This window comes from Escherichia sp. MOD1-EC5950 (genome assembly GCF_002965345.1).
Classification (GTDB): Bacteria; Pseudomonadota; Gammaproteobacteria; order Enterobacterales; family Enterobacteriaceae; genus Escherichia; species Escherichia marmotae.
The window spans coordinates 1-22,148 of sequence record NZ_PTSR01000035.1; the positions used below are offsets into that span (position 1 = coordinate 1).

Annotated in this window: 20 protein-coding genes and 1 riboswitch; of the genes, 13 read left to right on the forward strand and 7 right to left on the reverse strand. The window is 52.7% G+C overall.

Translation table 11 applies throughout. From position 1 onward, the window contains the following. The 9 genes from BEA93_RS21335 to rpoC form a co-directional block, all read left to right on the forward strand. Positions 1-75, forward strand: a 75-nt coding sequence (locus BEA93_RS21335; protein ID WP_072164356.1) for an elongation factor Tu, incomplete at its 5' end; no start/stop codon positions are given. Between the two features lie 229 nt (positions 76-304). Next, complete coding sequence (gene secE, locus BEA93_RS21340) at positions 305-688, forward strand: preprotein translocase subunit SecE (protein ID WP_001275702.1); 384 nt, start codon at positions 305-307, stop codon at positions 686-688. 1 nt (position 689) lies between these two features. Continuing rightward, a complete protein-coding gene (nusG, locus tag BEA93_RS21345; protein WP_001287521.1) occupies positions 690-1,235 on the forward strand; it encodes a transcription termination/antitermination protein NusG in 546 nt (181 codons plus the stop codon). Between the two features lie 158 nt (positions 1,236-1,393). Further along, positions 1,394-1,822, forward strand: a complete 429-nt coding sequence (gene rplK, locus BEA93_RS21350; protein ID WP_001085926.1) for a 50S ribosomal protein L11 — start codon at positions 1,394-1,396, stop codon at positions 1,820-1,822. Between the two features lie 3 nt (positions 1,823-1,825). After that, positions 1,826-2,530, forward strand: coding sequence for a 50S ribosomal protein L1 (gene rplA, locus BEA93_RS21355; protein ID WP_001096679.1), 705 nt, complete (start codon positions 1,826-1,828; stop codon positions 2,528-2,530). Between the two features lie 292 nt (positions 2,531-2,822). Next, positions 2,823-3,320 carry a 50S ribosomal protein L10 gene (gene rplJ / locus BEA93_RS21365; RefSeq protein ID WP_001207201.1) on the forward strand — a complete coding sequence of 166 codons (498 nt, stop codon included), beginning with the start codon at positions 2,823-2,825 and terminating at the stop codon, positions 3,318-3,320. Between the two features lie 66 nt (positions 3,321-3,386). After that, positions 3,387-3,752 (forward strand): 50S ribosomal protein L7/L12, encoded by a 366-nt coding sequence (rplL, locus tag BEA93_RS21370; protein ID WP_000028878.1) that lies wholly within the window; start codon positions 3,387-3,389, stop codon positions 3,750-3,752. A gap of 318 nt (positions 3,753-4,070) precedes the next feature. Beyond that, complete coding sequence (gene rpoB, locus BEA93_RS21375; RefSeq protein ID WP_001314338.1) at positions 4,071-8,099, forward strand: DNA-directed RNA polymerase subunit beta; 4,029 nt, start codon at positions 4,071-4,073, stop codon at positions 8,097-8,099. A gap of 76 nt (positions 8,100-8,175) precedes the next feature. Then, a complete protein-coding gene (gene rpoC / locus BEA93_RS21380) occupies positions 8,176-12,399 on the forward strand; it encodes a DNA-directed RNA polymerase subunit beta' (RefSeq protein ID WP_000653962.1) in 4,224 nt (1,407 codons plus the stop codon). Between the two features lie 241 nt (positions 12,400-12,640). Here the strand turns inward: rpoC and thiH are convergent, their stop codons facing one another. From thiH to BEA93_RS21420, 7 genes are all read right to left on the reverse strand, one after another. After that, complete coding sequence (gene thiH / locus BEA93_RS21390; RefSeq protein WP_001517534.1) at positions 12,641-13,774, reverse strand: 2-iminoacetate synthase ThiH; 1,134 nt, start codon at positions 13,772-13,774, stop codon at positions 12,641-12,643. Next, the gene (gene thiG / locus BEA93_RS21395) at positions 13,771-14,541 is read right to left on the reverse strand and encodes a thiazole synthase (protein WP_016262756.1); all 771 of its coding nucleotides are present in this window, start codon (positions 14,539-14,541) and stop codon (positions 13,771-13,773) included. The genes thiH and thiG overlap by 4 nt, the downstream gene beginning before the upstream one ends. Position 14,542: 1 nt before the next feature. Then, on the reverse strand, positions 14,543-14,743 hold the full coding sequence (gene thiS, locus BEA93_RS21400) for a sulfur carrier protein ThiS (RefSeq protein WP_001166252.1): 201 nt from the start codon (positions 14,741-14,743) through the stop codon (positions 14,543-14,545). Beyond that, entirely contained in the window at positions 14,727-15,482 is a 756-nt protein-coding gene (gene thiF, locus BEA93_RS21405) for a thiazole biosynthesis adenylyltransferase ThiF (protein WP_001517536.1), read from the reverse strand. The genes thiS and thiF overlap by 17 nt, the downstream gene beginning before the upstream one ends. Next, the gene (thiE, locus tag BEA93_RS21410; RefSeq protein WP_105225043.1) at positions 15,475-16,110 is read right to left on the reverse strand and encodes a thiamine phosphate synthase; all 636 of its coding nucleotides are present in this window, start codon (positions 16,108-16,110) and stop codon (positions 15,475-15,477) included. Before thiE ends, thiF begins: the two co-directional genes overlap by 8 nt. Next, a complete protein-coding gene (gene thiC, locus BEA93_RS21415) occupies positions 16,110-18,005 on the reverse strand; it encodes a phosphomethylpyrimidine synthase ThiC (protein ID WP_001517538.1) in 1,896 nt (631 codons plus the stop codon). Before thiC ends, thiE begins: the two co-directional genes overlap by 1 nt. 79 nt (positions 18,006-18,084) lie before the next feature. Further along, positions 18,085-18,185: riboswitch (TPP riboswitch) on the reverse strand. Positions 18,186-18,236: 51 nt separating this feature from the next. Then, complete coding sequence (locus tag BEA93_RS21420) at positions 18,237-18,713, reverse strand: Rsd/AlgQ family anti-sigma factor (protein WP_000934291.1); 477 nt, start codon at positions 18,711-18,713, stop codon at positions 18,237-18,239. A 93-nt stretch (positions 18,714-18,806) separates the two neighbouring features. Here BEA93_RS21420 and nudC point away from each other — a divergent pair, with 93 nt between their 5' ends. The 4 genes from nudC to BEA93_RS21440 are packed head-to-tail and all read left to right on the forward strand — an operon-like array spanning position 18,807 to position 21,998. After that, the gene (nudC, locus tag BEA93_RS21425; RefSeq protein WP_105225040.1) at positions 18,807-19,580 is read left to right on the forward strand and encodes an NAD(+) diphosphatase; all 774 of its coding nucleotides are present in this window, start codon (positions 18,807-18,809) and stop codon (positions 19,578-19,580) included. A gap of 39 nt (positions 19,581-19,619) precedes the next feature. Further along, positions 19,620-20,684: a uroporphyrinogen decarboxylase gene (hemE, locus tag BEA93_RS21430; protein WP_000137657.1), complete on the forward strand. Its 1,065-nt coding sequence runs from the start codon at positions 19,620-19,622 to the stop codon at positions 20,682-20,684. Positions 20,685-20,693: 9 nt separating this feature from the next. Beyond that, positions 20,694-21,365: a deoxyribonuclease V gene (nfi, locus tag BEA93_RS21435; protein WP_000362400.1), complete on the forward strand. Its 672-nt coding sequence runs from the start codon at positions 20,694-20,696 to the stop codon at positions 21,363-21,365. A gap of 42 nt (positions 21,366-21,407) precedes the next feature. After that, complete coding sequence (locus BEA93_RS21440) at positions 21,408-21,998, forward strand: YjaG family protein (RefSeq protein ID WP_000940106.1); 591 nt, start codon at positions 21,408-21,410, stop codon at positions 21,996-21,998. The last annotated feature ends 150 nt before the right edge of the window (positions 21,999-22,148 follow it).

The following is a 22,148-nucleotide window of genomic DNA, read 5'->3' on the forward strand; positions in this document are numbered from 1 at the left end:
GACGGTCTGCGTTTCGCAATCCGTGAAGGCGGCCGTACCGTTGGCGCGGGCGTTGTAGCTAAAGTTCTGAGCTAATTGCCGATAACATTTGACGCAATGCGCAATAAAAGGGCATCATTTGATGCCCTTTTTGCACGCTTTCGTACCAGAACCTGGCTCATCAGTGATTTTCTTTGTCATAATCATTGCTGAGACAGGCTCTGTTGAGGGCGTATAATCCGAAAAGCGAATACGCGTTTCGATTTGGTTTGCCTCGCGATCGCGGGGTGAAAATGTTTGTAGAATACTTCTGACAGGTTGGTTTATGAGTGCGAATACCGAAGCTCAAGGAAGCGGGCGCGGCCTGGAAGCGATGAAGTGGGTCGTTGTGGTGGCATTGCTCCTGGTGGCAATTGTCGGCAATTACCTTTATCGCGACATTATGCTGCCGCTGCGTGCGCTGGCCGTAGTAATTCTGATTGCTGCAGCGGGTGGTGTCGCGCTGTTAACGACAAAAGGTAAAGCAACCGTTGCTTTTGCCCGTGAAGCGCGTACCGAAGTCCGTAAGGTCATTTGGCCGACTCGCCAGGAAACATTGCACACCACGCTGATTGTGGCTGCGGTTACCGCAGTAATGTCACTGATCCTGTGGGGACTGGATGGTATTCTGGTTCGCCTGGTATCCTTTATCACTGGCCTGAGGTTCTGAGATGTCTGAAGCTCCTAAAAAGCGCTGGTACGTCGTTCAGGCGTTTTCCGGTTTTGAAGGCCGCGTAGCAACATCGCTGCGTGAGCATATCAAATTACACAACATGGAAGAGTTGTTTGGCGAAGTCATGGTCCCGACTGAAGAAGTCGTTGAGATCCGTGGCGGTCAGCGTCGCAAAAGCGAACGCAAATTCTTCCCTGGCTACGTCCTCGTTCAGATGGTGATGAACGATGCGAGCTGGCACCTGGTGCGCAGCGTACCGCGTGTGATGGGCTTCATCGGCGGTACTTCCGATCGTCCGGCGCCAATCAGCGATAAAGAAGTCGATGCGATTATGAACCGCCTGCAGCAGGTTGGTGATAAGCCGCGTCCGAAAACGCTGTTTGAACCAGGTGAAATGGTTCGTGTTAATGATGGTCCGTTCGCTGACTTCAACGGTGTCGTTGAAGAGGTTGATTACGAGAAGTCTCGTCTGAAAGTCTCTGTTTCTATCTTTGGTCGTGCGACCCCGGTAGAACTGGACTTCAGCCAGGTTGAAAAAGCCTAACACAGCGATCAAAAAAGCGGCGATTAAATCGTTGCACAAGGCGCGAGATTGGAATACAATTTCGCGCCTTTTGTTTTTATGGGCCTTGCCCGTAAAACGATTTTTTATATCACGGGGAGCCTCTCTGAGGCGCTATTACCCAACTTGAGGAATTTATAATGGCTAAGAAAGTACAAGCCTATGTCAAGCTGCAGGTTGCGGCTGGTATGGCTAACCCGAGTCCGCCAGTAGGTCCGGCTCTGGGTCAGCAGGGCGTAAACATCATGGAATTCTGCAAAGCGTTCAACGCAAAAACTGATTCCATCGAAAAAGGTCTGCCGATTCCGGTAGTTATCACCGTTTACGCTGACCGTTCTTTCACTTTCGTTACCAAGACTCCGCCGGCAGCAGTTCTGCTGAAAAAAGCGGCTGGTATCAAGTCTGGTTCCGGTAAGCCGAACAAAGACAAAGTGGGTAAAATTTCCCGCGCTCAGTTGCAGGAAATCGCGCAGACCAAAGCTGCCGACATGACCGGTGCCGACATTGAAGCGATGACTCGCTCCATCGAAGGTACTGCACGTTCCATGGGCCTGGTAGTGGAGGACTAAGAAATGGCTAAACTGACCAAGCGCATGCGTGTTATCCGCGAGAAAGTTGATGCGACCAAACAGTACGACATCAACGAAGCTATCGCTCTGCTGAAAGAGCTGGCGACTGCTAAATTCGTAGAAAGCGTGGACGTTGCTGTTAACCTCGGCATCGACGCTCGTAAATCTGACCAGAACGTACGTGGCGCAACTGTACTGCCGCACGGTACTGGCCGTTCCGTTCGCGTAGCCGTATTTACCCAGGGCGCAAATGCTGAAGCTGCTAAAGCTGCAGGCGCTGAGCTGGTAGGTATGGAAGATCTGGCTGATCAGATCAAGAAAGGCGAAATGAACTTTGACGTTGTTATTGCTTCTCCGGATGCAATGCGCGTTGTTGGCCAACTGGGCCAGGTTCTGGGTCCGCGCGGCCTGATGCCAAACCCGAAAGTGGGTACTGTAACGCCGAACGTAGCTGAAGCGGTTAAAAACGCTAAAGCTGGCCAGATCCGTTACCGTAACGACAAAAACGGCATCATCCACACCACCATCGGTAAAGTGGACTTTGACGCTGACAAACTGAAAGAAAACCTGGAAGCTCTGCTGGTTGCGCTGAAAAAAGCAAAACCTACTCAGGCGAAAGGCGTGTACATCAAGAAAGTTAGCATCTCCACCACCATGGGTGCAGGTGTTGCAGTTGACCAGGCTGGCCTGAGCGCTTCTGCAAACTAATGCCTTTACGTGGGCGGTGATTTTGTCTACAATCTTACCCCCACGTACGTTAACGAAAGTTAGCGGCTAAAAAGATTTGTTCGTTGGAGCCTGGCCTAATCCAGGCCTCCGTCGAAGACCGCAGGTGTTTCGTAAGAGACTTAATACCCTGCGTAGACGGTGACAGAACGCTAAGATTATTCTTTTATATTCTGGCTTGTTTCTGCTCACCGTAATTAAGACGCTCTCTCCGTTTGGAGGAGTGAAGTGAGTTCCAGAGATTTTCTCTGGCAAACATCCAGGAGCAAAGCTAATGGCTTTAAATCTTCAAGACAAACAAGCGATTGTTGCTGAAGTCAGCGAAGTAGCCAAAGGCGCGCTGTCTGCAGTAGTTGCGGATTCCCGTGGCGTAACTGTAGATAAAATGACTGAACTGCGTAAAGCAGGTCGCGAAGCTGGCGTATACATGCGTGTTGTTCGTAACACCCTGCTGCGTCGTGCTGTTGAAGGTACTCCGTTCGAGTGCCTGAAAGATGCGTTTGTTGGTCCGACCCTTATTGCATACTCTATGGAACACCCGGGCGCTGCTGCTCGTCTGTTCAAAGAGTTCGCGAAAGCGAATGCAAAATTTGAGGTCAAAGCCGCTGCCTTTGAAGGTGAGCTGATCCCGGCGTCTCAGATCGACCGCCTGGCAACTCTGCCGACCTACGAAGAAGCAATTGCACGCCTGATGGCAACCATGAAAGAAGCTTCGGCTGGCAAACTGGTTCGTACTCTGGCTGCTGTACGCGATGCGAAAGAAGCTGCTTAATCGCAGTTATCTGTTTAACGCATTCGCTTACGTATAAACTTATTCTGATATTCAGGAACAATTTAAATGTCTATCACTAAAGATCAAATCATTGAAGCAGTTGCAGCTATGTCTGTAATGGACGTTGTAGAACTGATCTCTGCAATGGAAGAAAAATTCGGTGTTTCCGCTGCTGCTGCTGTAGCTGTAGCTGCTGGCCCGGTTGAAGCTGCTGAAGAAAAAACTGAATTCGACGTAATTCTGAAAGCTGCTGGCGCTAACAAAGTTGCTGTTATCAAAGCAGTACGTGGCGCAACTGGCCTGGGTCTGAAAGAAGCTAAAGACCTGGTAGAATCTGCTCCGGCTGCTCTGAAAGAAGGCGTGAGCAAAGATGACGCTGAAGCACTGAAAAAAGCTCTGGAAGAAGCTGGCGCTGAAGTTGAAGTTAAATAAGCCAACCCTTCCGGTTGCAGCCTGAGGAATCAGGCTGATGGCTGGTGACTTTTTAGTCACCAGCCTTTTTGCGCTGTAAGGCGCCAGTAGCGTTTCACACTGTTTGACTACTGCTGTGCCTTTCAATGCTTGTTTCTATCGACGACTTAATATACTGCGACAGAGCGTCCGCTCTGTGTAAATCGCAATGAAATGGTTTAAGCGTGATAGCAACAGGCATTGCGGAAAGTATCCATTTTCCGGTCAACAAAATAGTGTTGCACAAACTGTCCGCTCAATGGACAGATGGGTCGACTTGTCAGCGAGCTGAGGAACCCTATGGTTTACTCCTATACCGAGAAAAAACGTATTCGTAAGGATTTTGGTAAACGTCCACAAGTTCTGGATGTGCCTTATCTCCTTTCTATCCAGCTTGACTCGTTTCAGAAATTTATCGAGCAAGATCCTGAAGGGCAGTATGGTCTGGAAGCTGCTTTCCGTTCCGTGTTCCCGATTCAGAGCTACAGCGGTAATTCCGAGCTGCAATACGTCAGCTACCGCCTTGGCGAACCGGTGTTTGACGTCCAGGAATGTCAAATCCGTGGCGTGACCTATTCCGCACCGCTGCGCGTTAAACTGCGTCTGGTGATCTATGAGCGCGAAGCGCCGGAAGGCACCGTAAAAGACATTAAAGAACAAGAAGTCTACATGGGCGAAATTCCGCTCATGACTGACAACGGTACTTTTGTTATCAATGGTACTGAGCGTGTTATCGTTTCCCAGTTGCACCGTAGTCCGGGCGTCTTCTTCGACTCCGACAAAGGTAAAACCCACTCTTCGGGTAAAGTACTGTATAACGCGCGTATTATTCCTTACCGTGGTTCCTGGCTGGACTTCGAATTCGATCCGAAAGACAACCTGTTCGTACGTATCGACCGTCGCCGTAAACTGCCTGCGACCATCATTCTGCGTGCCCTGAACTACACCACTGAACAGATCCTCGACCTGTTCTTCGAAAAAGTTATTTTCGAAATCCGTGATAACAAGCTGCAGATGGAACTGGTGCCGGAACGCCTGCGTGGTGAAACCGCATCTTTTGACATCGAAGCTAACGGTAAAGTGTACGTAGAAAAAGGCCGCCGTATTACTGCGCGCCACATTCGCCAACTGGAAAAAGACGACGTAAAACTGATCGAAGTCCCGGTTGAGTACATCGCAGGTAAAGTAGTTGCTAAAGACTATATTGATGAGTCTACCGGCGAGCTGATCTGCGCAGCGAACATGGAGCTGAGCCTGGATCTGCTGGCTAAGCTGAGCCAGTCTGGTCACAAGCGTATCGAAACGCTGTTCACCAACGATCTGGATCACGGCCCGTATATCTCTGAAACCTTACGTGTCGACCCAACTAATGACCGTCTGAGCGCACTGGTAGAAATCTACCGTATGATGCGTCCTGGCGAGCCGCCGACTCGTGAAGCCGCTGAAAGCCTGTTTGAGAATCTGTTCTTCTCCGAAGACCGCTATGACCTGTCTGCGGTTGGTCGTATGAAGTTCAACCGTTCTCTGCTGCGTGAAGAAATTGAAGGTTCTGGTATCCTGAGCAAAGACGACATCATTGATGTTATGAAAAAGCTCATTGATATCCGTAACGGTAAAGGCGAAGTCGATGATATCGACCACCTCGGCAACCGTCGTATCCGTTCTGTTGGCGAAATGGCGGAAAACCAGTTCCGCGTTGGCCTGGTACGTGTAGAGCGTGCGGTGAAAGAGCGTCTGTCTCTGGGCGATCTGGATACCCTGATGCCTCAGGACATGATCAACGCCAAGCCGATTTCTGCAGCAGTGAAAGAGTTCTTTGGTTCCAGTCAGTTGTCTCAGTTTATGGACCAGAACAACCCACTGTCTGAGATTACGCACAAACGTCGTATCTCCGCACTCGGCCCAGGCGGTCTGACCCGTGAACGCGCAGGCTTCGAGGTTCGAGACGTACACCCGACTCACTACGGTCGCGTATGTCCAATCGAAACCCCTGAAGGTCCGAACATCGGTCTGATCAACTCCCTGTCCGTGTACGCACAGACTAACGAATACGGCTTCCTTGAGACTCCGTATCGTAAAGTAACCGACGGTGTTGTAACTGACGAAATTCACTACCTGTCTGCTATCGAAGAAGGCAACTACGTTATCGCCCAGGCGAACTCCAACCTGGATGAAGAAGGCCACTTCGTAGAAGATCTGGTAACCTGCCGTAGCAAAGGCGAATCCAGCTTGTTCAGCCGCGACCAGGTTGACTACATGGACGTATCCACCCAGCAGGTGGTATCCGTCGGTGCGTCCCTGATCCCGTTCCTTGAACACGATGACGCCAACCGTGCATTGATGGGTGCGAACATGCAACGTCAGGCCGTTCCGACTCTGCGTGCTGATAAGCCGCTGGTTGGTACTGGTATGGAACGTGCTGTTGCCGTTGACTCCGGTGTAACTGCGGTTGCTAAACGTGGTGGTGTCGTTCAGTACGTGGATGCTTCCCGTATCGTTATCAAAGTTAACGAAGACGAGATGTACCCGGGCGAAGCAGGTATCGACATCTACAACCTGACCAAATACACCCGTTCTAACCAGAACACCTGTATCAACCAGATGCCTTGCGTGTCTCTGGGTGAGCCGGTTGAGCGTGGTGATGTGCTGGCTGATGGCCCGTCCACCGACCTCGGTGAACTGGCGCTCGGTCAGAACATGCGCGTAGCGTTCATGCCGTGGAATGGTTACAACTTCGAAGACTCCATCCTCGTCTCCGAGCGTGTTGTTCAGGAAGACCGTTTCACCACCATCCACATCCAGGAGCTGGCGTGTGTGTCTCGTGACACCAAGCTGGGGCCAGAAGAGATCACCGCTGATATCCCGAACGTGGGTGAAGCTGCGCTCTCCAAACTGGATGAATCCGGTATCGTTTACATTGGTGCGGAAGTGACCGGTGGCGACATTCTGGTTGGTAAGGTAACGCCGAAAGGTGAAACCCAACTGACCCCAGAAGAGAAACTGTTGCGTGCGATCTTCGGTGAGAAAGCGTCTGACGTTAAAGACTCTTCTCTACGTGTACCAAACGGTGTATCCGGTACGGTTATCGACGTTCAGGTCTTTACTCGCGATGGCGTAGAAAAAGACAAACGTGCGCTGGAAATCGAAGAAATGCAGCTCAAACAGGCGAAGAAAGACCTGTCTGAAGAACTGCAGATCCTCGAAGCGGGTCTGTTCAGCCGTATCCGAGCTGTGCTGGTAGCCGGTGGTGTTGAAGCTGAGAAGCTCGACAAACTGCCGCGCGATCGCTGGCTGGAACTGGGCCTGACCGACGAAGAGAAACAAAATCAGCTAGAACAACTGGCTGAGCAGTATGACGAACTGAAACACGAGTTCGAGAAGAAACTCGAAGCGAAACGCCGCAAAATCACCCAGGGTGACGATCTGGCACCGGGCGTGCTGAAGATTGTTAAGGTATATCTGGCGGTTAAACGCCGTATCCAGCCTGGTGACAAGATGGCAGGTCGTCACGGTAACAAGGGTGTAATTTCTAAGATCAACCCGATCGAAGATATGCCTTACGATGAAAACGGTACGCCGGTAGACATCGTACTGAACCCGCTGGGCGTACCGTCTCGTATGAACATCGGTCAGATTCTGGAAACCCACCTGGGTATGGCTGCTAAAGGTATCGGTGACAAGATCAATGCCATGCTGAAACAGCAGCAGGAAGTCGCGAAACTGCGCGAGTTCATCCAGCGTGCCTACGATCTGGGCGCTGACGTTCGTCAGAAAGTTGACCTGAGTACCTTCAGCGATGAAGAAGTGATGCGCCTGGCTGAAAACCTGCGCAAAGGTATGCCGATCGCAACGCCGGTATTCGACGGTGCGAAAGAAGCGGAAATTAAAGAGCTTCTGAAACTTGGCGACCTGCCGACTTCTGGTCAGATCACCCTGTACGACGGCCGCACTGGTGAACAGTTCGAACGCCCGGTAACCGTAGGTTACATGTACATGCTGAAACTGAACCACCTGGTCGACGACAAGATGCACGCGCGTTCTACCGGTTCTTACAGCCTGGTTACTCAGCAGCCGCTGGGTGGTAAGGCACAGTTCGGTGGTCAGCGTTTCGGGGAGATGGAAGTGTGGGCGCTGGAAGCATACGGCGCGGCATACACCCTGCAGGAAATGCTCACCGTTAAGTCTGATGACGTGAACGGTCGTACCAAGATGTATAAGAACATCGTGGACGGCAACCATCAGATGGAACCGGGCATGCCAGAATCCTTCAACGTATTGTTGAAAGAGATTCGTTCGCTGGGTATCAACATCGAACTGGAAGACGAGTAATTCTCGCTCAAACAGGTCACTGCTGTCGGGGTAAAACCCGGCAGCGGATTGTGCTAACTCCGACGGGAGCAAATCCGTGAAAGATTTATTAAAGTTTCTGAAAGCGCAGACTAAAACCGAAGAGTTTGATGCGATCAAAATTGCTCTGGCTTCGCCAGACATGATCCGTTCATGGTCTTTCGGTGAAGTTAAAAAGCCGGAAACCATCAACTACCGTACGTTCAAACCAGAACGTGACGGCCTTTTCTGCGCCCGTATCTTTGGGCCGGTAAAAGATTACGAGTGCCTGTGCGGTAAGTACAAGCGCCTGAAACACCGCGGCGTCATCTGTGAGAAGTGCGGCGTTGAAGTGACCCAGACTAAAGTACGCCGTGAGCGTATGGGTCACATCGAGCTGGCTTCTCCGACTGCGCACATTTGGTTCCTGAAATCGCTGCCGTCCCGTATCGGTCTGCTGCTCGATATGCCGCTGCGTGATATCGAACGCGTACTGTACTTCGAATCCTATGTTGTTATCGAAGGCGGTATGACCAACCTGGAACGTCAACAGATCCTGACTGAAGAACAGTATCTGGATGCGCTGGAAGAGTTCGGTGATGAATTCGACGCGAAGATGGGTGCGGAAGCTATTCAGGCACTGCTGAAGAGCATGGATCTGGAGCAAGAGTGTGAAACTCTGCGTGAAGAGCTGAACGAAACCAACTCCGAAACCAAGCGTAAAAAACTGACCAAGCGTATCAAACTGCTGGAAGCATTCGTTCAGTCTGGTAACAAGCCAGAGTGGATGATCCTGACCGTTCTGCCGGTTCTGCCGCCAGATCTGCGTCCGCTGGTTCCGCTGGATGGTGGTCGTTTCGCGACTTCTGACCTGAACGATCTGTATCGTCGCGTCATTAACCGTAACAACCGTCTGAAACGTCTGCTGGATCTGGCAGCGCCGGACATCATCGTACGTAACGAAAAACGTATGCTGCAGGAAGCGGTTGATGCCCTGCTGGATAACGGTCGTCGCGGTCGTGCGATCACCGGTTCTAACAAGCGTCCTCTGAAATCTTTGGCCGACATGATCAAAGGTAAACAGGGTCGTTTCCGTCAGAACCTGCTCGGTAAACGTGTTGACTACTCCGGTCGTTCTGTAATCACCGTAGGTCCATACCTGCGTCTGCATCAGTGCGGTCTGCCGAAGAAAATGGCGCTGGAGCTGTTCAAACCGTTCATCTACGGCAAGCTGGAACTGCGTGGTCTTGCTACCACCATCAAAGCTGCTAAGAAAATGGTTGAACGTGAAGAAGCTGTCGTTTGGGATATCCTGGACGAAGTTATCCGCGAACACCCGGTACTGCTGAACCGTGCACCGACTCTGCACCGTCTGGGTATCCAGGCATTTGAGCCGGTACTGATCGAAGGTAAAGCTATCCAGCTACACCCGCTGGTTTGTGCGGCATATAACGCCGACTTCGATGGTGACCAGATGGCTGTTCACGTACCGCTGACGCTGGAAGCCCAGCTCGAAGCGCGTGCGCTGATGATGTCTACCAACAACATCCTGTCTCCGGCGAACGGCGAACCAATCATCGTTCCGTCTCAGGACGTTGTGCTGGGTCTGTACTACATGACCCGTGACTGTGTTAACGCCAAAGGCGAAGGCATGGTGCTGACTGGCCCGAAAGAAGCTGAGCGTATTTATCGCGCTGGCCTGGCCTCTCTGCATGCGCGCGTTAAAGTGCGTATCACCGAGTATGAAAAAGATGCTAACGGTGAATTAGTCGCGAAAACCAGCCTGAAAGACACGACCGTTGGCCGTGCCATTCTGTGGATGATTGTACCGAAAGGTCTGCCTTACTCCATCGTCAACCAGGCGCTGGGTAAAAAAGCAATCTCCAAAATGCTGAACACCTGCTACCGCATTCTCGGTCTGAAACCGACCGTTATTTTTGCGGACCAGATCATGTACACCGGCTTTGCATATGCAGCGCGTTCCGGTGCATCTGTTGGTATCGATGACATGGTCATCCCGGAGAAGAAACACGAAATCATCTCCGAGGCAGAAGCAGAAGTTGCTGAAATTCAGGAGCAGTTCCAGTCTGGTCTGGTAACTGCGGGCGAACGCTACAACAAAGTTATCGATATCTGGGCTGCGGCGAACGATCGTGTATCCAAAGCGATGATGGATAACCTGCAAACTGAAACCGTTATTAACCGTGACGGTCAGGAAGAGAAGCAGGTTTCCTTCAACAGCATCTACATGATGGCCGACTCCGGTGCGCGTGGTTCTGCGGCACAGATTCGTCAGCTTGCGGGTATGCGTGGTCTGATGGCGAAGCCGGATGGCTCCATCATCGAAACGCCAATCACCGCGAACTTCCGTGAAGGTCTGAACGTACTCCAGTACTTCATCTCCACCCACGGTGCTCGTAAAGGTCTGGCGGATACCGCACTGAAAACCGCGAACTCCGGTTACCTGACTCGTCGTCTGGTTGACGTCGCGCAGGACCTGGTGGTTACCGAAGATGATTGTGGTACTCATGAAGGTATCATGATGACCCCAGTTATCGAGGGTGGCGACGTTAAAGAGCCGCTGCGCGATCGCGTACTGGGTCGTGTAACTGCTGAAGACGTTCTGAAGCCGGGTACTGCTGACATCCTCGTTCCGCGCAACACACTGCTGCACGAACAGTGGTGTGACCTGCTGGAAGAGAACTCTGTCGACGCGGTTAAAGTTCGTTCTGTTGTATCTTGTGACACCGACTTTGGTGTATGTGCGCACTGCTACGGTCGTGACCTGGCGCGTGGCCACATCATCAATAAAGGTGAAGCTATCGGTGTTATCGCGGCACAGTCCATCGGTGAACCGGGTACACAGTTGACCATGCGTACGTTCCACATCGGTGGTGCGGCATCGCGTGCGGCTGCTGAATCCAGCATCCAGGTGAAAAACAAAGGTAGCATCAAACTCAGCAACGTGAAGTCGGTTGTGAACTCCAGCGGTAAACTGGTTATCACTTCCCGTAACACCGAACTGAAACTGATCGACGAATTTGGTCGTACCAAAGAAAGCTACAAAGTGCCTTACGGTGCGGTACTGGCGAAAGGCGATGGCGAACAGGTTGCTGGCGGCGAAACCGTTGCAAACTGGGATCCGCACACCATGCCAGTTATCACTGAAGTAAGCGGTTTTGTTCGCTTTACTGACATGATCGACGGCCAGACCATTACTCGTCAGACCGACGAATTGACCGGTCTGTCTTCGCTGGTTGTTCTGGATTCTGCAGAGCGTACCGCAGGTGGTAAAGATCTGCGTCCGGCACTGAAAATCGTTGATGCTCAGGGTAACGACGTTCTGATCCCTGGTACTGATATGCCTGCGCAGTACTTCCTGCCGGGTAAAGCGATTGTTCAACTGGAAGATGGCGTACAGATCAGCTCTGGTGACACTCTGGCGCGTATTCCGCAGGAATCTGGCGGTACTAAAGACATCACCGGTGGTCTGCCGCGCGTTGCAGACCTGTTTGAAGCTCGTCGTCCGAAAGAGCCGGCAATCCTGGCTGAAATCAGCGGTGTCGTTTCCTTCGGTAAAGAAACCAAAGGCAAACGTCGTCTGGTTATCACCCCGGTAGACGGCAGCGAACCGTACGAAGAGATGATTCCGAAATGGCGTCAGCTCAACGTGTTCGAAGGTGAACGTGTAGAACGTGGTGACGTTATTTCCGACGGTCCGGAAGCACCGCACGACATTCTGCGTCTGCGTGGTGTTCATGCTGTTACTCGTTACATCGTTAACGAAGTACAGGACGTATACCGTCTGCAGGGCGTTAAGATTAACGATAAACACATCGAAGTTATCGTTCGTCAGATGCTGCGTAAAGCCACCATCGTTAACGCAGGTAGCTCCGACTTCCTGGAAGGCGAACAGGTTGAATACTCTCGCGTCAAGATCGCAAACCGCGAACTGGAAGCGAACGGCAAAGTGGGGGCAACTTACTCCCGCGATCTGCTGGGTATCACCAAAGCGTCTCTGGCAACCGAGTCCTTCATCTCTGCAGCATCGTTCCAGGAAACTACACGTGTCCTGACCGAAGCCGCTGTTGCAGGTAAACGTGATGAACTGCGCGGCCTGAAAGAGAACGTTATCGTTGGTCGTCTGATCCCAGCCGGTACGGGTTATGCGTATCACCAGGATCGTATGCGCCGCCGTGCCGCAGGTGAGGCTCCGGCTGCACCGCAGGTGACTGCAGAAGACGCATCTGCCAGCCTGGCAGAACTGCTGAACGCAGGTCTGGGTGGTTCTGACAACGAGTAATCGTTAATCCACAAATAACTTAAAAACCCGCTTCGGCGGGTTTTTTTATTGGTTTAGTTTAGAATTCATATAGTTAACCAGAAATATTAAGAAAGGCAGGGCGAAACGAGGAAGAAGCTTTTCGCCCTGGACAACATTCCTGCTGACGGCACTACCATAAAAAAACGGAAGACTTTCAACAAGTTTCCGTTTTCCATCTTTCGTAACTGCTCGGAATAAATTTATGCTCTTACATTCAGTCTCAAAACCGTTGCGAGGCGCGTCCCAGATAGCTGTCCCAGTCTTTCCATACCGGCTGCAAGCCCTGGGCGGTCAACGCGGCGGCAACAACTTCTGGCCTGCGATCGTCGTGCGGTGAGAATTGTTCCAGTTCAGGGTGACCGTCGGCATAGCCACCTGGCTGCGTTTTCGAGAAGGCGCTGACGTTATTTATTGCCAGCGGAATAACGCGATCGCGAAACCACGGTGATTCCCGCGTGGAGAGTGAGAGTTCAATCTCCGGCGCAAACAGGCGGAAGGAGCAGATGGTTTGCACTAGCTGGCGTTCATCCATAATCGACGCTGGTTCAATGCCGCCAGTACATGGCCGCAACCGTGGGAAGGAGACAGAGTAGCGGCTTTGCCAGTAATGCTGTTGCAGCCACAGCAAATGCTCGGCAACCATGTAGCAGTCAACGCGCCAGTTGTCGGAAAGGCCGATTAGCGCGCCAAGGCCTATCTTATCAATCCCCGCACGACCCAGTCGGTCTGGTGTTTCCAGTCGCCAGAAGAAGTCCTGTTTTTTCCCTTTCAGATGATGGCGGGCATACGTCGCCTCGTGATATGTCTCCTGATAAACCATTACCCCATCCAGACCAAGTTGCTTTAACTCGGCGTATTCCGCTTCTGTCAGTGGTTGTACTTCCATCTGTAGCGAAGAGAACTGTTCACGCAGGATAGGAAGGTGGCGACGAAAGTAATCCATCCCTACTTTCGCCTGATGTTCACCGGTGACCAGCAACAGATGCTCAAAGCCCATTGCCTTAATAGCGGCGCTTTCCCTGGCGATGTCTGCTTCATCCAGCGTTTTGCGCTTGATGCGATTGCTCATGGAAAATCCACAATAGGTGCAGTCGTTAGCACAAAGATTAGAAAGATAGAGCGGGACGTAGAAGTTGACGGTATTGCCAAATCGTTGGCGTGTCAGACGTTGCGCCCGTTGGGCCAGTGGTTCCAGATAATCACTGGCGGCAGGCGAGAGCAATGCCATCATGTCGTCGCGGGTAAGTGACGGCGCATTTAGCGCCCGCTCTACGTCAGCGGCCGTTTTACTGTTGATGCGCAGACGGATGTCGTCCCAGTCCAGTTCTCGCCAGCGATTGCTGAAGGTTTTCATGCTGAAACCTCCAGAAATCCGGTCAGTGGGCTGGTGGCATGAGCAAAGCTACTTCGGCTGCCAGGCCCAGCCTGACGCGCCAGCAGGCCAGCTTCTACTGCCAGACGAAATGCTTTTGCCATGTTGATGGGATCGTCCGCGACGGCAATCGCTGTATTTACTAATACGGCGTCGGCCCCCATTTCCAGCGCCTGCGCGGCATGACTCGGAACGCCGATGCCCGCATCAACCACCACCGGAACCGTGGCTTGCTGGATAATAATCTCCAGCATGGCGCGGGTTTCCAGTCCCTGATTAGAGCCAATTGGTGCGCCGAGCGGCATTACCGCCGCGCAACCGACTTCTTCCAGACGTTTGCACAATACCGGATCGGCACCGCAGTAAGGCAGCACGACAAATCCCTGCTGCACCAGTGTTTCGGCGGCTTTCAGGGTTTCGATGGGATCGGGCAACAACCAGCGGGCGTCAGGGTGAATCTCCAACTTCAGCCAGTGTGTGCCTAACGCCTCACGTGCCAGGTGAGCAGCGAAAATGGCTTCTTCTGCTGTTTTCGCCCCGGAAGTATTCGGCAGCAGCGTCATACCCGCAGCGATAAGCGGATCGAGGATAGCGTCGTTGTGCTGGCGCAAGTCGACGCGTTTCATTGCCAGCGTCACCAGTTGACTGCCGGAAGCGCGGATCGCCTCCACCATCAGTTGCGAAGAGGCGAATTTCCCGGTGCCGGTAAACAGATGTGAATCAAACGTTTTGTCCGCAATACGTAACATCTCATCCCCCTGCAATAACCTGAAAAAGCAGGATCTGGTCGCCATCCTGCACGATATGTTGCGCCCATTGCTCGCGCGGGACGATTTGTTGATTAATCGCCAGCGCTGCGCCCGCTTGTTGTTGATTGAGTTGCTCCAGCAGCTCGTGAACAGTTTGTCCGGCGGCGAACTGCATCGGTTGATCGTTAAACAGGATCTGCATTGCATCCTCCACATACAGGGCATTCTGTGGCGCGGCGCAACGCCAGGCTGCGCCACTGGTTCGATTTACCGTCGAACAAACGGAGTTCTCCCGCAGGTGTCTCTATATCGCTTAATAACTTAATTGCTTCCAGTGCCTGCAAAGTACCCATAACCCCGACCACCGGGCCAACCACGCCCGCCGTGCGGCAGTTGCGTTCAGGCTCCAGATTATCCGGCCACAGACAGCGATAACACCCCTGTTCCCAGGGCGGCGTCAGTACCATCAACTGACCACCAAAACCGACCGCGCTGGCGGTGATAAGCGGCGTGTTGAGTGCCACGCAGGCGGCGTTAATCTCCTGGCGAGTCGCCATATTGTCGGTACAGTCGAGCACCACATCGGCTTGTGCTACCGCATCTTTTAAGGCATGACCCGTTAGCCGTTGTTGTAATGCCATCAGTTGAATATCGGGATTCAATTGCGTCAGTCGCTGTTGGCAGACCTGCGATTTCGGGCGGTCGATATCTTCAGTGGTAAAGAGGATTTGCCGCTGCAGATTACTCAAATGCACATCGTCGTCATCTGCCAGCACCAGAGTTCCGATACCAGCGCCAGCCAGGTACAGCGCAGCAGGCGTACCCAGCCCGCCAAGGCCGATAATCAGCACCTGGCTGTCGAGCAGTTTTTGCTGGCCTTCAATGGCGATGTCATCGAGCAGGATTTGGCGGCTATAACGCATAAAATCACGGTCATTCATCGCCAACTCCTGCAATTTCCAACAACTGAGCTGTTGCCGCACGCCAGTCTGTCGCCTGGGTAATGGCACTGACGACGGCGATGCTACCGACACCCGTCTCCATCACCGCAGGTGCGCGCGCCAGACTGATACCGCCAATCGCCACGGTGGGATAATCAGCCAGGCGCTCAATGTGCCGAGCTAGTTGCGCCAGCCCCTGCGGCGCGGAAGGCATCTGTTTGGTTTGCGTGGGGAACACATGCCCCAGTGCGATATAAGAAGGGCGTGCTGCCAGCGCGACGTCGATTTCCATGTCATCATGGGTCGAAACGCCCAGCCGCAGGCCTGCCGCGCGGATAGCGGCGAGATCGGTGGATTGCAAATCTTCCTGCCCTAGATGGACACCATACGCCTGATGCCTGATCGCCAGTTGCCAGTAATCGTTGATAAACAGTCGTGCGTTATAGCGGTGACCCAGTTCAATTGCCGCTACGACATCAGCTTCCACCTCTTCATCGCGCTGATCTTTAATGCGTAGCTGGAGGGTGCGCACGCCCGCGTCCAGCAGGCGTTCGATCCACTGCACACTGTCCACTACTGGATACAGCCCTAAACGAAAAGGTACACGAGGAAAATCAGGCTGATACATCATGCTTCCTCCTTACGCAGGTAGATTTCTCCGCCTCTGGCGCGGAAGTTCTCCGACATATCCGCCATTCCTACTTCAATGGTTTGCGCGGCGGCATAATCGCGCACTTCCTGGCTGATTTTCATCGAGCAGAATTTCGGTCCACACATCGAGCAGAAATGGGCGACCTTGCCAGACTCTTGCGGCAGGGTTTCATCGTGGTAAGCGCGGGCGGTAAACGGATCGAGGGCCAGATTAAACTGGTCTTCCCAGCGAAATTCGAAACGGGCTTTCGACATGGCGTTATCGCGAATTTGTGCGCCCGGATGCCCCTTTGCCAGGTCGGCGGCGTGGGCGGCAATCTTATAGGTGATAAGTCCCTGCTTAACGTCTTCTTTATTGGGCAGACCCAGGTGCTCTTTTGGCGTTACGTAGCAGAGCATCGCGCAGCCAAACCAGCCAATCATCGCTGCGCCAATCCCCGAAGTGAAATGGTCATAGCCCGGCGCAATGTCGGTAGTCAGCGGCCCGAGGGTATAGAACGGTGCTTCGTGGCAGTGCTCTAACTCCTCGGTCATATTGCGGCGAATCATTTGCATCGGCACATGCCCGGGGCCTTCAATCATCACCTGCACGTCATACTCCCAGGCGATTTTGGTCAGTTCGCCCAGCGTATGCAGCTCGGCAAACTGTGCTTCATCGTTAGCATCCTGAATCGAACCGGGACGCAGGCCATCGCCCAGCGACAGCGAAACGTCATAAGCGGCGCAGATTTCACAAATTTCGCGGAAGTGTTGATAGAGGAAGTTTTCCTGATGATGGGAGAGGCACCATTTCGCCATAATCGAACCGCCGCGCGACACAATACCGGTCAGACGTTTAGCGGTCATTGGCACGTAGCGCAGGAGAACGCCCGCATGAATCGTGAAGTAATCCACACCTTGCTCGGCCTGTTCCAGCAGCGTGTCTCGGAACGTTTCCCAGGTAAGATCTTCAGCGATCCCGTTAACCTTTTCCAGCGCCTGATAGATCGGCACAGTACCGATCGGCACCGGGCTGTTGCGCAAAATCCACTCGCGGGTTTCGTGAATATAGCGACCGGTAGAGAGATCCATCACAGTATCCGCTCCCCAGCGCGTGGACCACACCAGTTTTTCCACTTCTTCTTCAATGGAAGAGGTGACCGCTGAGTTGCCGATATTGGCATTCACTTTCACCAGAAAGTTGCGACCAATGATCATTGGCTCAGATTCCGGATGATTGATATTGGCGGGGATAATGGCGCGTCCGGCAGCGACTTCGTCACGGACAAACTCCGCGGTGATATTTTCCGGCAGGCGAGCACCAAAGCTCATACCCGGATGCTGGTGGCGCAAAACTTCGCTACGGATGCGCTCGCGCCCCATGTTCTCGCGAATGGCGATGAACTCCATCTCCGGCGTGATGATGCCCCGGCGGGCGTAGTGTAACTGCGTAACGCGATGGCCTGCTTTGGCGCGTTTTGGCGTTAATACGCCGCTAAAACGCAGTTCATCGAGGCCATCATCCGCCAGTCGCGCTTTAGTGTAATCGGAACTGCGAACGGTGAGTGCTTCAGTGTCGCCGCGTGCATCGATCCACGGCTGGCGCAGTTTTGCCAGCCCTTGCTGTACGTTAATCGCGATTTGCGGGTCGCCATACGGGCCGGAGGTATCGTAGACCGGAATCGCTTCATTTTCTTCGTACTGTGGCTGTTCTTTGCTGCCGCCGATTAGCGTCGGGCTAAGCTGGATCTCACGCATCGGCACGCGCACGCCAGGATGTGTGCCGGTGATGTAAATCCGTTTTGAGTTGGGAAAGGCGGTGCCTTCCAGGGTATCGATAAAATGTTGGGCCTGGGCGCGTTGCTCGCGGCGGGTCAGTTTTGTTGCAGACATAGCTCATTCCAAAAGTTAAGGACGTGGCTTGTCAGACGACGGATGAAGCAAGAGATGATCGCCGCAAAGGCGATGCAATAGCAGATTAACTCTTGTTCCCTTCGCAGGTATTAGCCTGATCAGGTTCCGCGGATCCCGAATGAACGGTCTCAGCCAGTTAAGGCACTCCGACAAGAAATTAGCCCCGCAAACGGGGCGTTGAATGTAAATTACGCGTTAACAGCGCATAACTCAAGCAAGATGTTTGAGGCGGGCAGCGTCAAGCACCAGCAGAATTAGCTTATCTTCCAGCACAAAGCGTGCTTCCAGCGCTTCACCGATGTCAGATAAAACCTGTTGAAACTCAAGATAATTATCATGATCTATGGCGGTTTCCAGACTGGAATCGTAGTAATCCATAATCTGCTGCGTGTTGGCTTCCAGTTGCGGCCAAATCTTCGCGGCGCGAGCGAGCTGCCCGTTGCCTTCCAGTTTATGCAGAATGCGCTCATAAATACTGAAATGCCCGGCAGAAAGGTAATCGACCAGACTCTGGCAAAAATCATCAAGGGCTTTTTCGTTTAGCCTCATGTACGATTCTTTGCCAGGCTTAATGCCAACCAAATTGTAGTAAGCCACGAGCAGATGCTTACGTACATGTAGCCAGCGATCAACCAGTTTGTTACTTCCTCTGACGTGTTCCGTCAGGTTATCGAGCTGGTTAAGCATGATTGACTCCGCAAGTTTGTCTTCAAAAACTGCTCAGTGAGAATGTAAAAAACATGTTAAACATGCCAGTGAAGCAAAGGTAGTGCAAGAGCTATGGATCGTATAATTGAAAAATTAGATCACGGTTGGTGGATAGTCAGCCATGAGCAAAAATTATGGTTGCCGAAGGGAGAATTGCCATATGGCAAAGCGGCAAATTTTGATCTTGTGGGTCAGCGCGCACTGCGGATAGGCGAATGGCAAGGAGAACCTGTTTGGCTGGTACAACAGCAGCGTCGCCATGATATGGGCTCGGTGCGCCAGGTTATTGATCTGGACGTCGGGCTGTTTCAATTAGCCGGACGCGGCGTGCAACTGGCGGAGTTTTACCGTTCGCATAAATACTGCGGATATTGCGGGCATGAAATGTACCCAAGCAAAACCGAATGGGCGATGCTGTGCAGCCACTGCCGTGAGCGTTACTACCCACAAATCGCTCCCTGCATTATCGTTGCCATCCGTCGCGATGATTCGATCCTACTTGCCCAGCATACCCGGCATCGTAACGGTGTCCATACGGTACTCGCCGGATTTGTCGAAGTCGGAGAAACCCTCGAACAGGCGGTCGCGCGGGAAGTGATGGAAGAGAGTGGCATCAAAGTCAGGAATTTGCGTTATGTGACCTCTCAGCCGTGGCCGTTTCCTCAGTCGCTGATGACTGCGTTTATGGCGGAGTATGACAGTGGTGACATCGTGATTGATCCGAAAGAACTGCTGGAGGCGAACTGGTATCGCTACGACGATTTACCATTATTGCCACCACCGGGCACTGTGGCGCGCCGTCTGATAGAAGATACGGTGGCGATGTGTCGGGCAGAGTATGAGTGATGATACACTGACCGCCTGACGCACTAAGGAACAGCCAAAATGACCGAACTCAAAAACGATCGTTATCTGCGGGCGCTGCTGCGCCAGCCCGTTGATGTCACTCCAGTATGGATGATGCGCCAGGCGGGTCGCTACCTACCGGAATATAAAGCTACTCGCGCTCAGGCGGGCGATTTTATGTCGTTGTGCAAAAACGCCGAGCTGGCGTGCGAAGTCACCTTGCAGCCGCTACGTCGCTATCCGCTGGACGCGGCGATTCTGTTTTCCGATATTCTCACCGTTCCGGATGCAATGGGGTTAGGACTCTATTTTGAAGCCGGAGAAGGCCCGCGATTCACCTCGCCAGTCACCTGTAAAGCAGACGTCGATAAACTGCCGATTCCGGATCCGGAAGATGAACTGGGTTACGTGATGAACGCAGTACGTACCATTCGTCGCGAACTGAAAGGCGAAGTACCACTAATTGGTTTTTCCGGCAGCCCGTGGACGTTGGCGACCTACATGGTGGAAGGCGGTAGTAGCAAAGCTTTCACCGTGATCAAAAAAATGATGTATGCCGATCCGCAAGCGCTGCATGCGCTACTCGATAAATTGGCGAAAAGCGTCACCCTGTACCTGAACGCGCAAATCAAAGCCGGTGCGCAAGCGGTGATGATTTTCGACACCTGGGGCGGCGTGCTCACCGGACGTGACTATCAACAGTTCTCGCTCTACTACATGCATAAAATTGTCGATGGGTTGCTGCGTGAAAACGACGGCCGCCGTGTACCGGTAACACTGTTTACCAAAGGCGGTGGACAGTGGCTGGAAGCGATGGCGGAAACTGGTTGCGATGCGCTGGGTCTCGACTGGACAACGGATATCGCTGATGCGCGCCGCCGCGTGGGTAATAAAGTCGCGTTGCAGGGCAATATGGACCCATCGATGCTGTATGCGCCGCCAGCCCGCATTGAAGAAGAAGTGGCGACAATTCTTGCCGGTTTCGGTCATGGTGAAGGTCATGTCTTCAACCTTGGTCACGGCATTCACCAGGATGTACCGCCAGAACATGCCGGTGTCTTTGTGGAGGCAGTACATCGGTTGTCCGAACAGTACCACCGTTAAGGAGTGATTATGGATCTCGCGTCATTACGCGCTCAACAACTTGAACTGGCCTCTTCTGTGATCCGCGAGGATCGACTCGATAAAGATCCTCCGGATCTGATCGCCGGAGCCGATGTTGGGTTTGAGCAGGGCGGAGATGTGACGCGAGCGGCGATAGTGCTGCTGAAATATCCCACTCTTGAGCTGGTGGAGTATAAAGTGGCTCGCATCGCCACCACCATGCCTTACATTCCTGGTTTTCTTTCCTTCCGCGAATATCCTGCGCTGCTGGCAGCGTGGGAGATGCTGTCGCAAAAACCGGATTTAGTGTTTGTCGACGGTCATGGGATCTCGCATCCGCGTCGTCTTGGCGTCGCCAGTCATTTTGGCTTATTAGTCGATGTGCCAACCATTGGCGTGGCGAAAAAACGGCTATGCGGTAAATTCGAACCACTCTCCAGCGAACCGGGCGCGCTGTCGCCGTTGATGGACAAAGGCGAGCAACTGGCCTGGGTCTGGCGTAGCAAAGCGCGCTGTAATCCGCTGTTTATTGCTACTGGTCATCGGATCAGCGTGGATAGCGCGCTGGCGTGGGTACAACGCTGCATGAAAGGCTATCGTCTGCCAGAACCAACGCGCTGGGCGGATGCTGTGGCCTCGGAACGTCCGGCGTTCGTGCGCTATACAGCAAATCAGCCCTAATTCAGGTAAACTGCGGATAATTTCCGTATTTGAGAATTCAACATGTTACAAAACCCGATTCATCTGCGCTTGGAGCGCCTGGAAAGCTGGCAGCACGTTACTTTTATGGCCTGCTTATGCGAACGCATGTACCCCAATTACGCCATGTTCTGCCAGCAAACCGGCTTCGGTGATGGGCAGATTTACCGTCGCATTCTTGATCTCATCTGGGAAACGCTGACTGTCAAAGACGCAAAAGTGAATTTCGACAGTCAACTGGAGAAATTTGAGGAAGCTATCCCTTCAGCAGATGATTTCGATCTGTACGGTGTTTATCCGGCAATCGATGCCTGCGTGGCGTTAAGTGAACTGGTTCATTCGCGTTTGAGTGGCGAAACACTGGAACACGCTGTGGAAGTCAGTAAGACTTCCATCACCACCGTTGCGATGCTGGAAATGACCCAGGCTGGTCGCGAAATGAGCGATGAAGAGCTGAAAGAAAACCCGGCCGTTGAGCAAGAATGGGACATTCAGTGGGAAATATTCCGACTTTTAGCCGAGTGCGAAGAACGCGACATTGAGCTGATAAAAGGCCTTAGGGCAGACCTGCGTGAGGCGGGTGAGAGCAATATTGGTATAATTTTTCAGCAATAAGACCAGAAAACGTGAATTAACGCCTGATTTGTCGTACCTGGAGTCTTCCCTTTCGCCCCCCGTCTGGTCTACATTTGGGGGGCGAAAAAAAGTGGCTATCGGTGCGTGTATGCAGGAGAGTGCTATTCTGGCATTTCCGTCGCACTCGAT

What these genes read in the sequence shown, in the direction of transcription:
- secE (WP_001275702.1), top strand. Translation starts at nt 305, where the DNA reads ATGAGTGCGAATACCGAAGCTCAAGGAAGCGGGCGCGGCCTGGAAGCG.
- nusG (WP_001287521.1), top strand. Translation starts at nt 690, where the DNA reads ATGTCTGAAGCTCCTAAAAAGCGCTGGTACGTCGTTCAGGCGTTTTCC.
- rplK (WP_001085926.1), top strand. Translation starts at nt 1,394, where the DNA reads ATGGCTAAGAAAGTACAAGCCTATGTCAAGCTGCAGGTTGCGGCTGGT.
- rplA (WP_001096679.1), top strand. Translation starts at nt 1,826, where the DNA reads ATGGCTAAACTGACCAAGCGCATGCGTGTTATCCGCGAGAAAGTTGAT.
- rplJ (WP_001207201.1), top strand. Translation starts at nt 2,823, where the DNA reads ATGGCTTTAAATCTTCAAGACAAACAAGCGATTGTTGCTGAAGTCAGC.
- rplL (WP_000028878.1), top strand. Translation starts at nt 3,387, where the DNA reads ATGTCTATCACTAAAGATCAAATCATTGAAGCAGTTGCAGCTATGTCT.
- rpoB (WP_001314338.1), top strand. Translation starts at nt 4,071, where the DNA reads ATGGTTTACTCCTATACCGAGAAAAAACGTATTCGTAAGGATTTTGGT.
- thiH (WP_001517534.1), bottom strand. Translation starts at nt 13,774, where the DNA reads ATGAAAACCTTCAGCAATCGCTGGCGAGAACTGGACTGGGACGACATC.
- thiG (WP_016262756.1), bottom strand. Translation starts at nt 14,541, where the DNA reads ATGTTACGTATTGCGGACAAAACGTTTGATTCACATCTGTTTACCGGC.
- thiS (WP_001166252.1), bottom strand. Translation starts at nt 14,743, where the DNA reads ATGCAGATCCTGTTTAACGATCAACCGATGCAGTTCGCCGCCGGACAA.
- thiF (WP_001517536.1), bottom strand. Translation starts at nt 15,482, where the DNA reads ATGAATGACCGTGATTTTATGCGTTATAGCCGCCAAATCCTGCTCGAT.
- thiE (WP_105225043.1), bottom strand. Translation starts at nt 16,110, where the DNA reads ATGTATCAGCCTGATTTTCCTCGTGTACCTTTTCGTTTAGGGCTGTAT.
- thiC (WP_001517538.1), bottom strand. Translation starts at nt 18,005, where the DNA reads ATGTCTGCAACAAAACTGACCCGCCGCGAGCAACGCGCCCAGGCCCAA.
- BEA93_RS21420 (WP_000934291.1), bottom strand. Translation starts at nt 18,713, where the DNA reads ATGCTTAACCAGCTCGATAACCTGACGGAACACGTCAGAGGAAGTAAC.
- nudC (WP_105225040.1), top strand. Translation starts at nt 18,807, where the DNA reads ATGGATCGTATAATTGAAAAATTAGATCACGGTTGGTGGATAGTCAGC.
- hemE (WP_000137657.1), top strand. Translation starts at nt 19,620, where the DNA reads ATGACCGAACTCAAAAACGATCGTTATCTGCGGGCGCTGCTGCGCCAG.
- nfi (WP_000362400.1), top strand. Translation starts at nt 20,694, where the DNA reads ATGGATCTCGCGTCATTACGCGCTCAACAACTTGAACTGGCCTCTTCT.
- BEA93_RS21440 (WP_000940106.1), top strand. Translation starts at nt 21,408, where the DNA reads ATGTTACAAAACCCGATTCATCTGCGCTTGGAGCGCCTGGAAAGCTGG.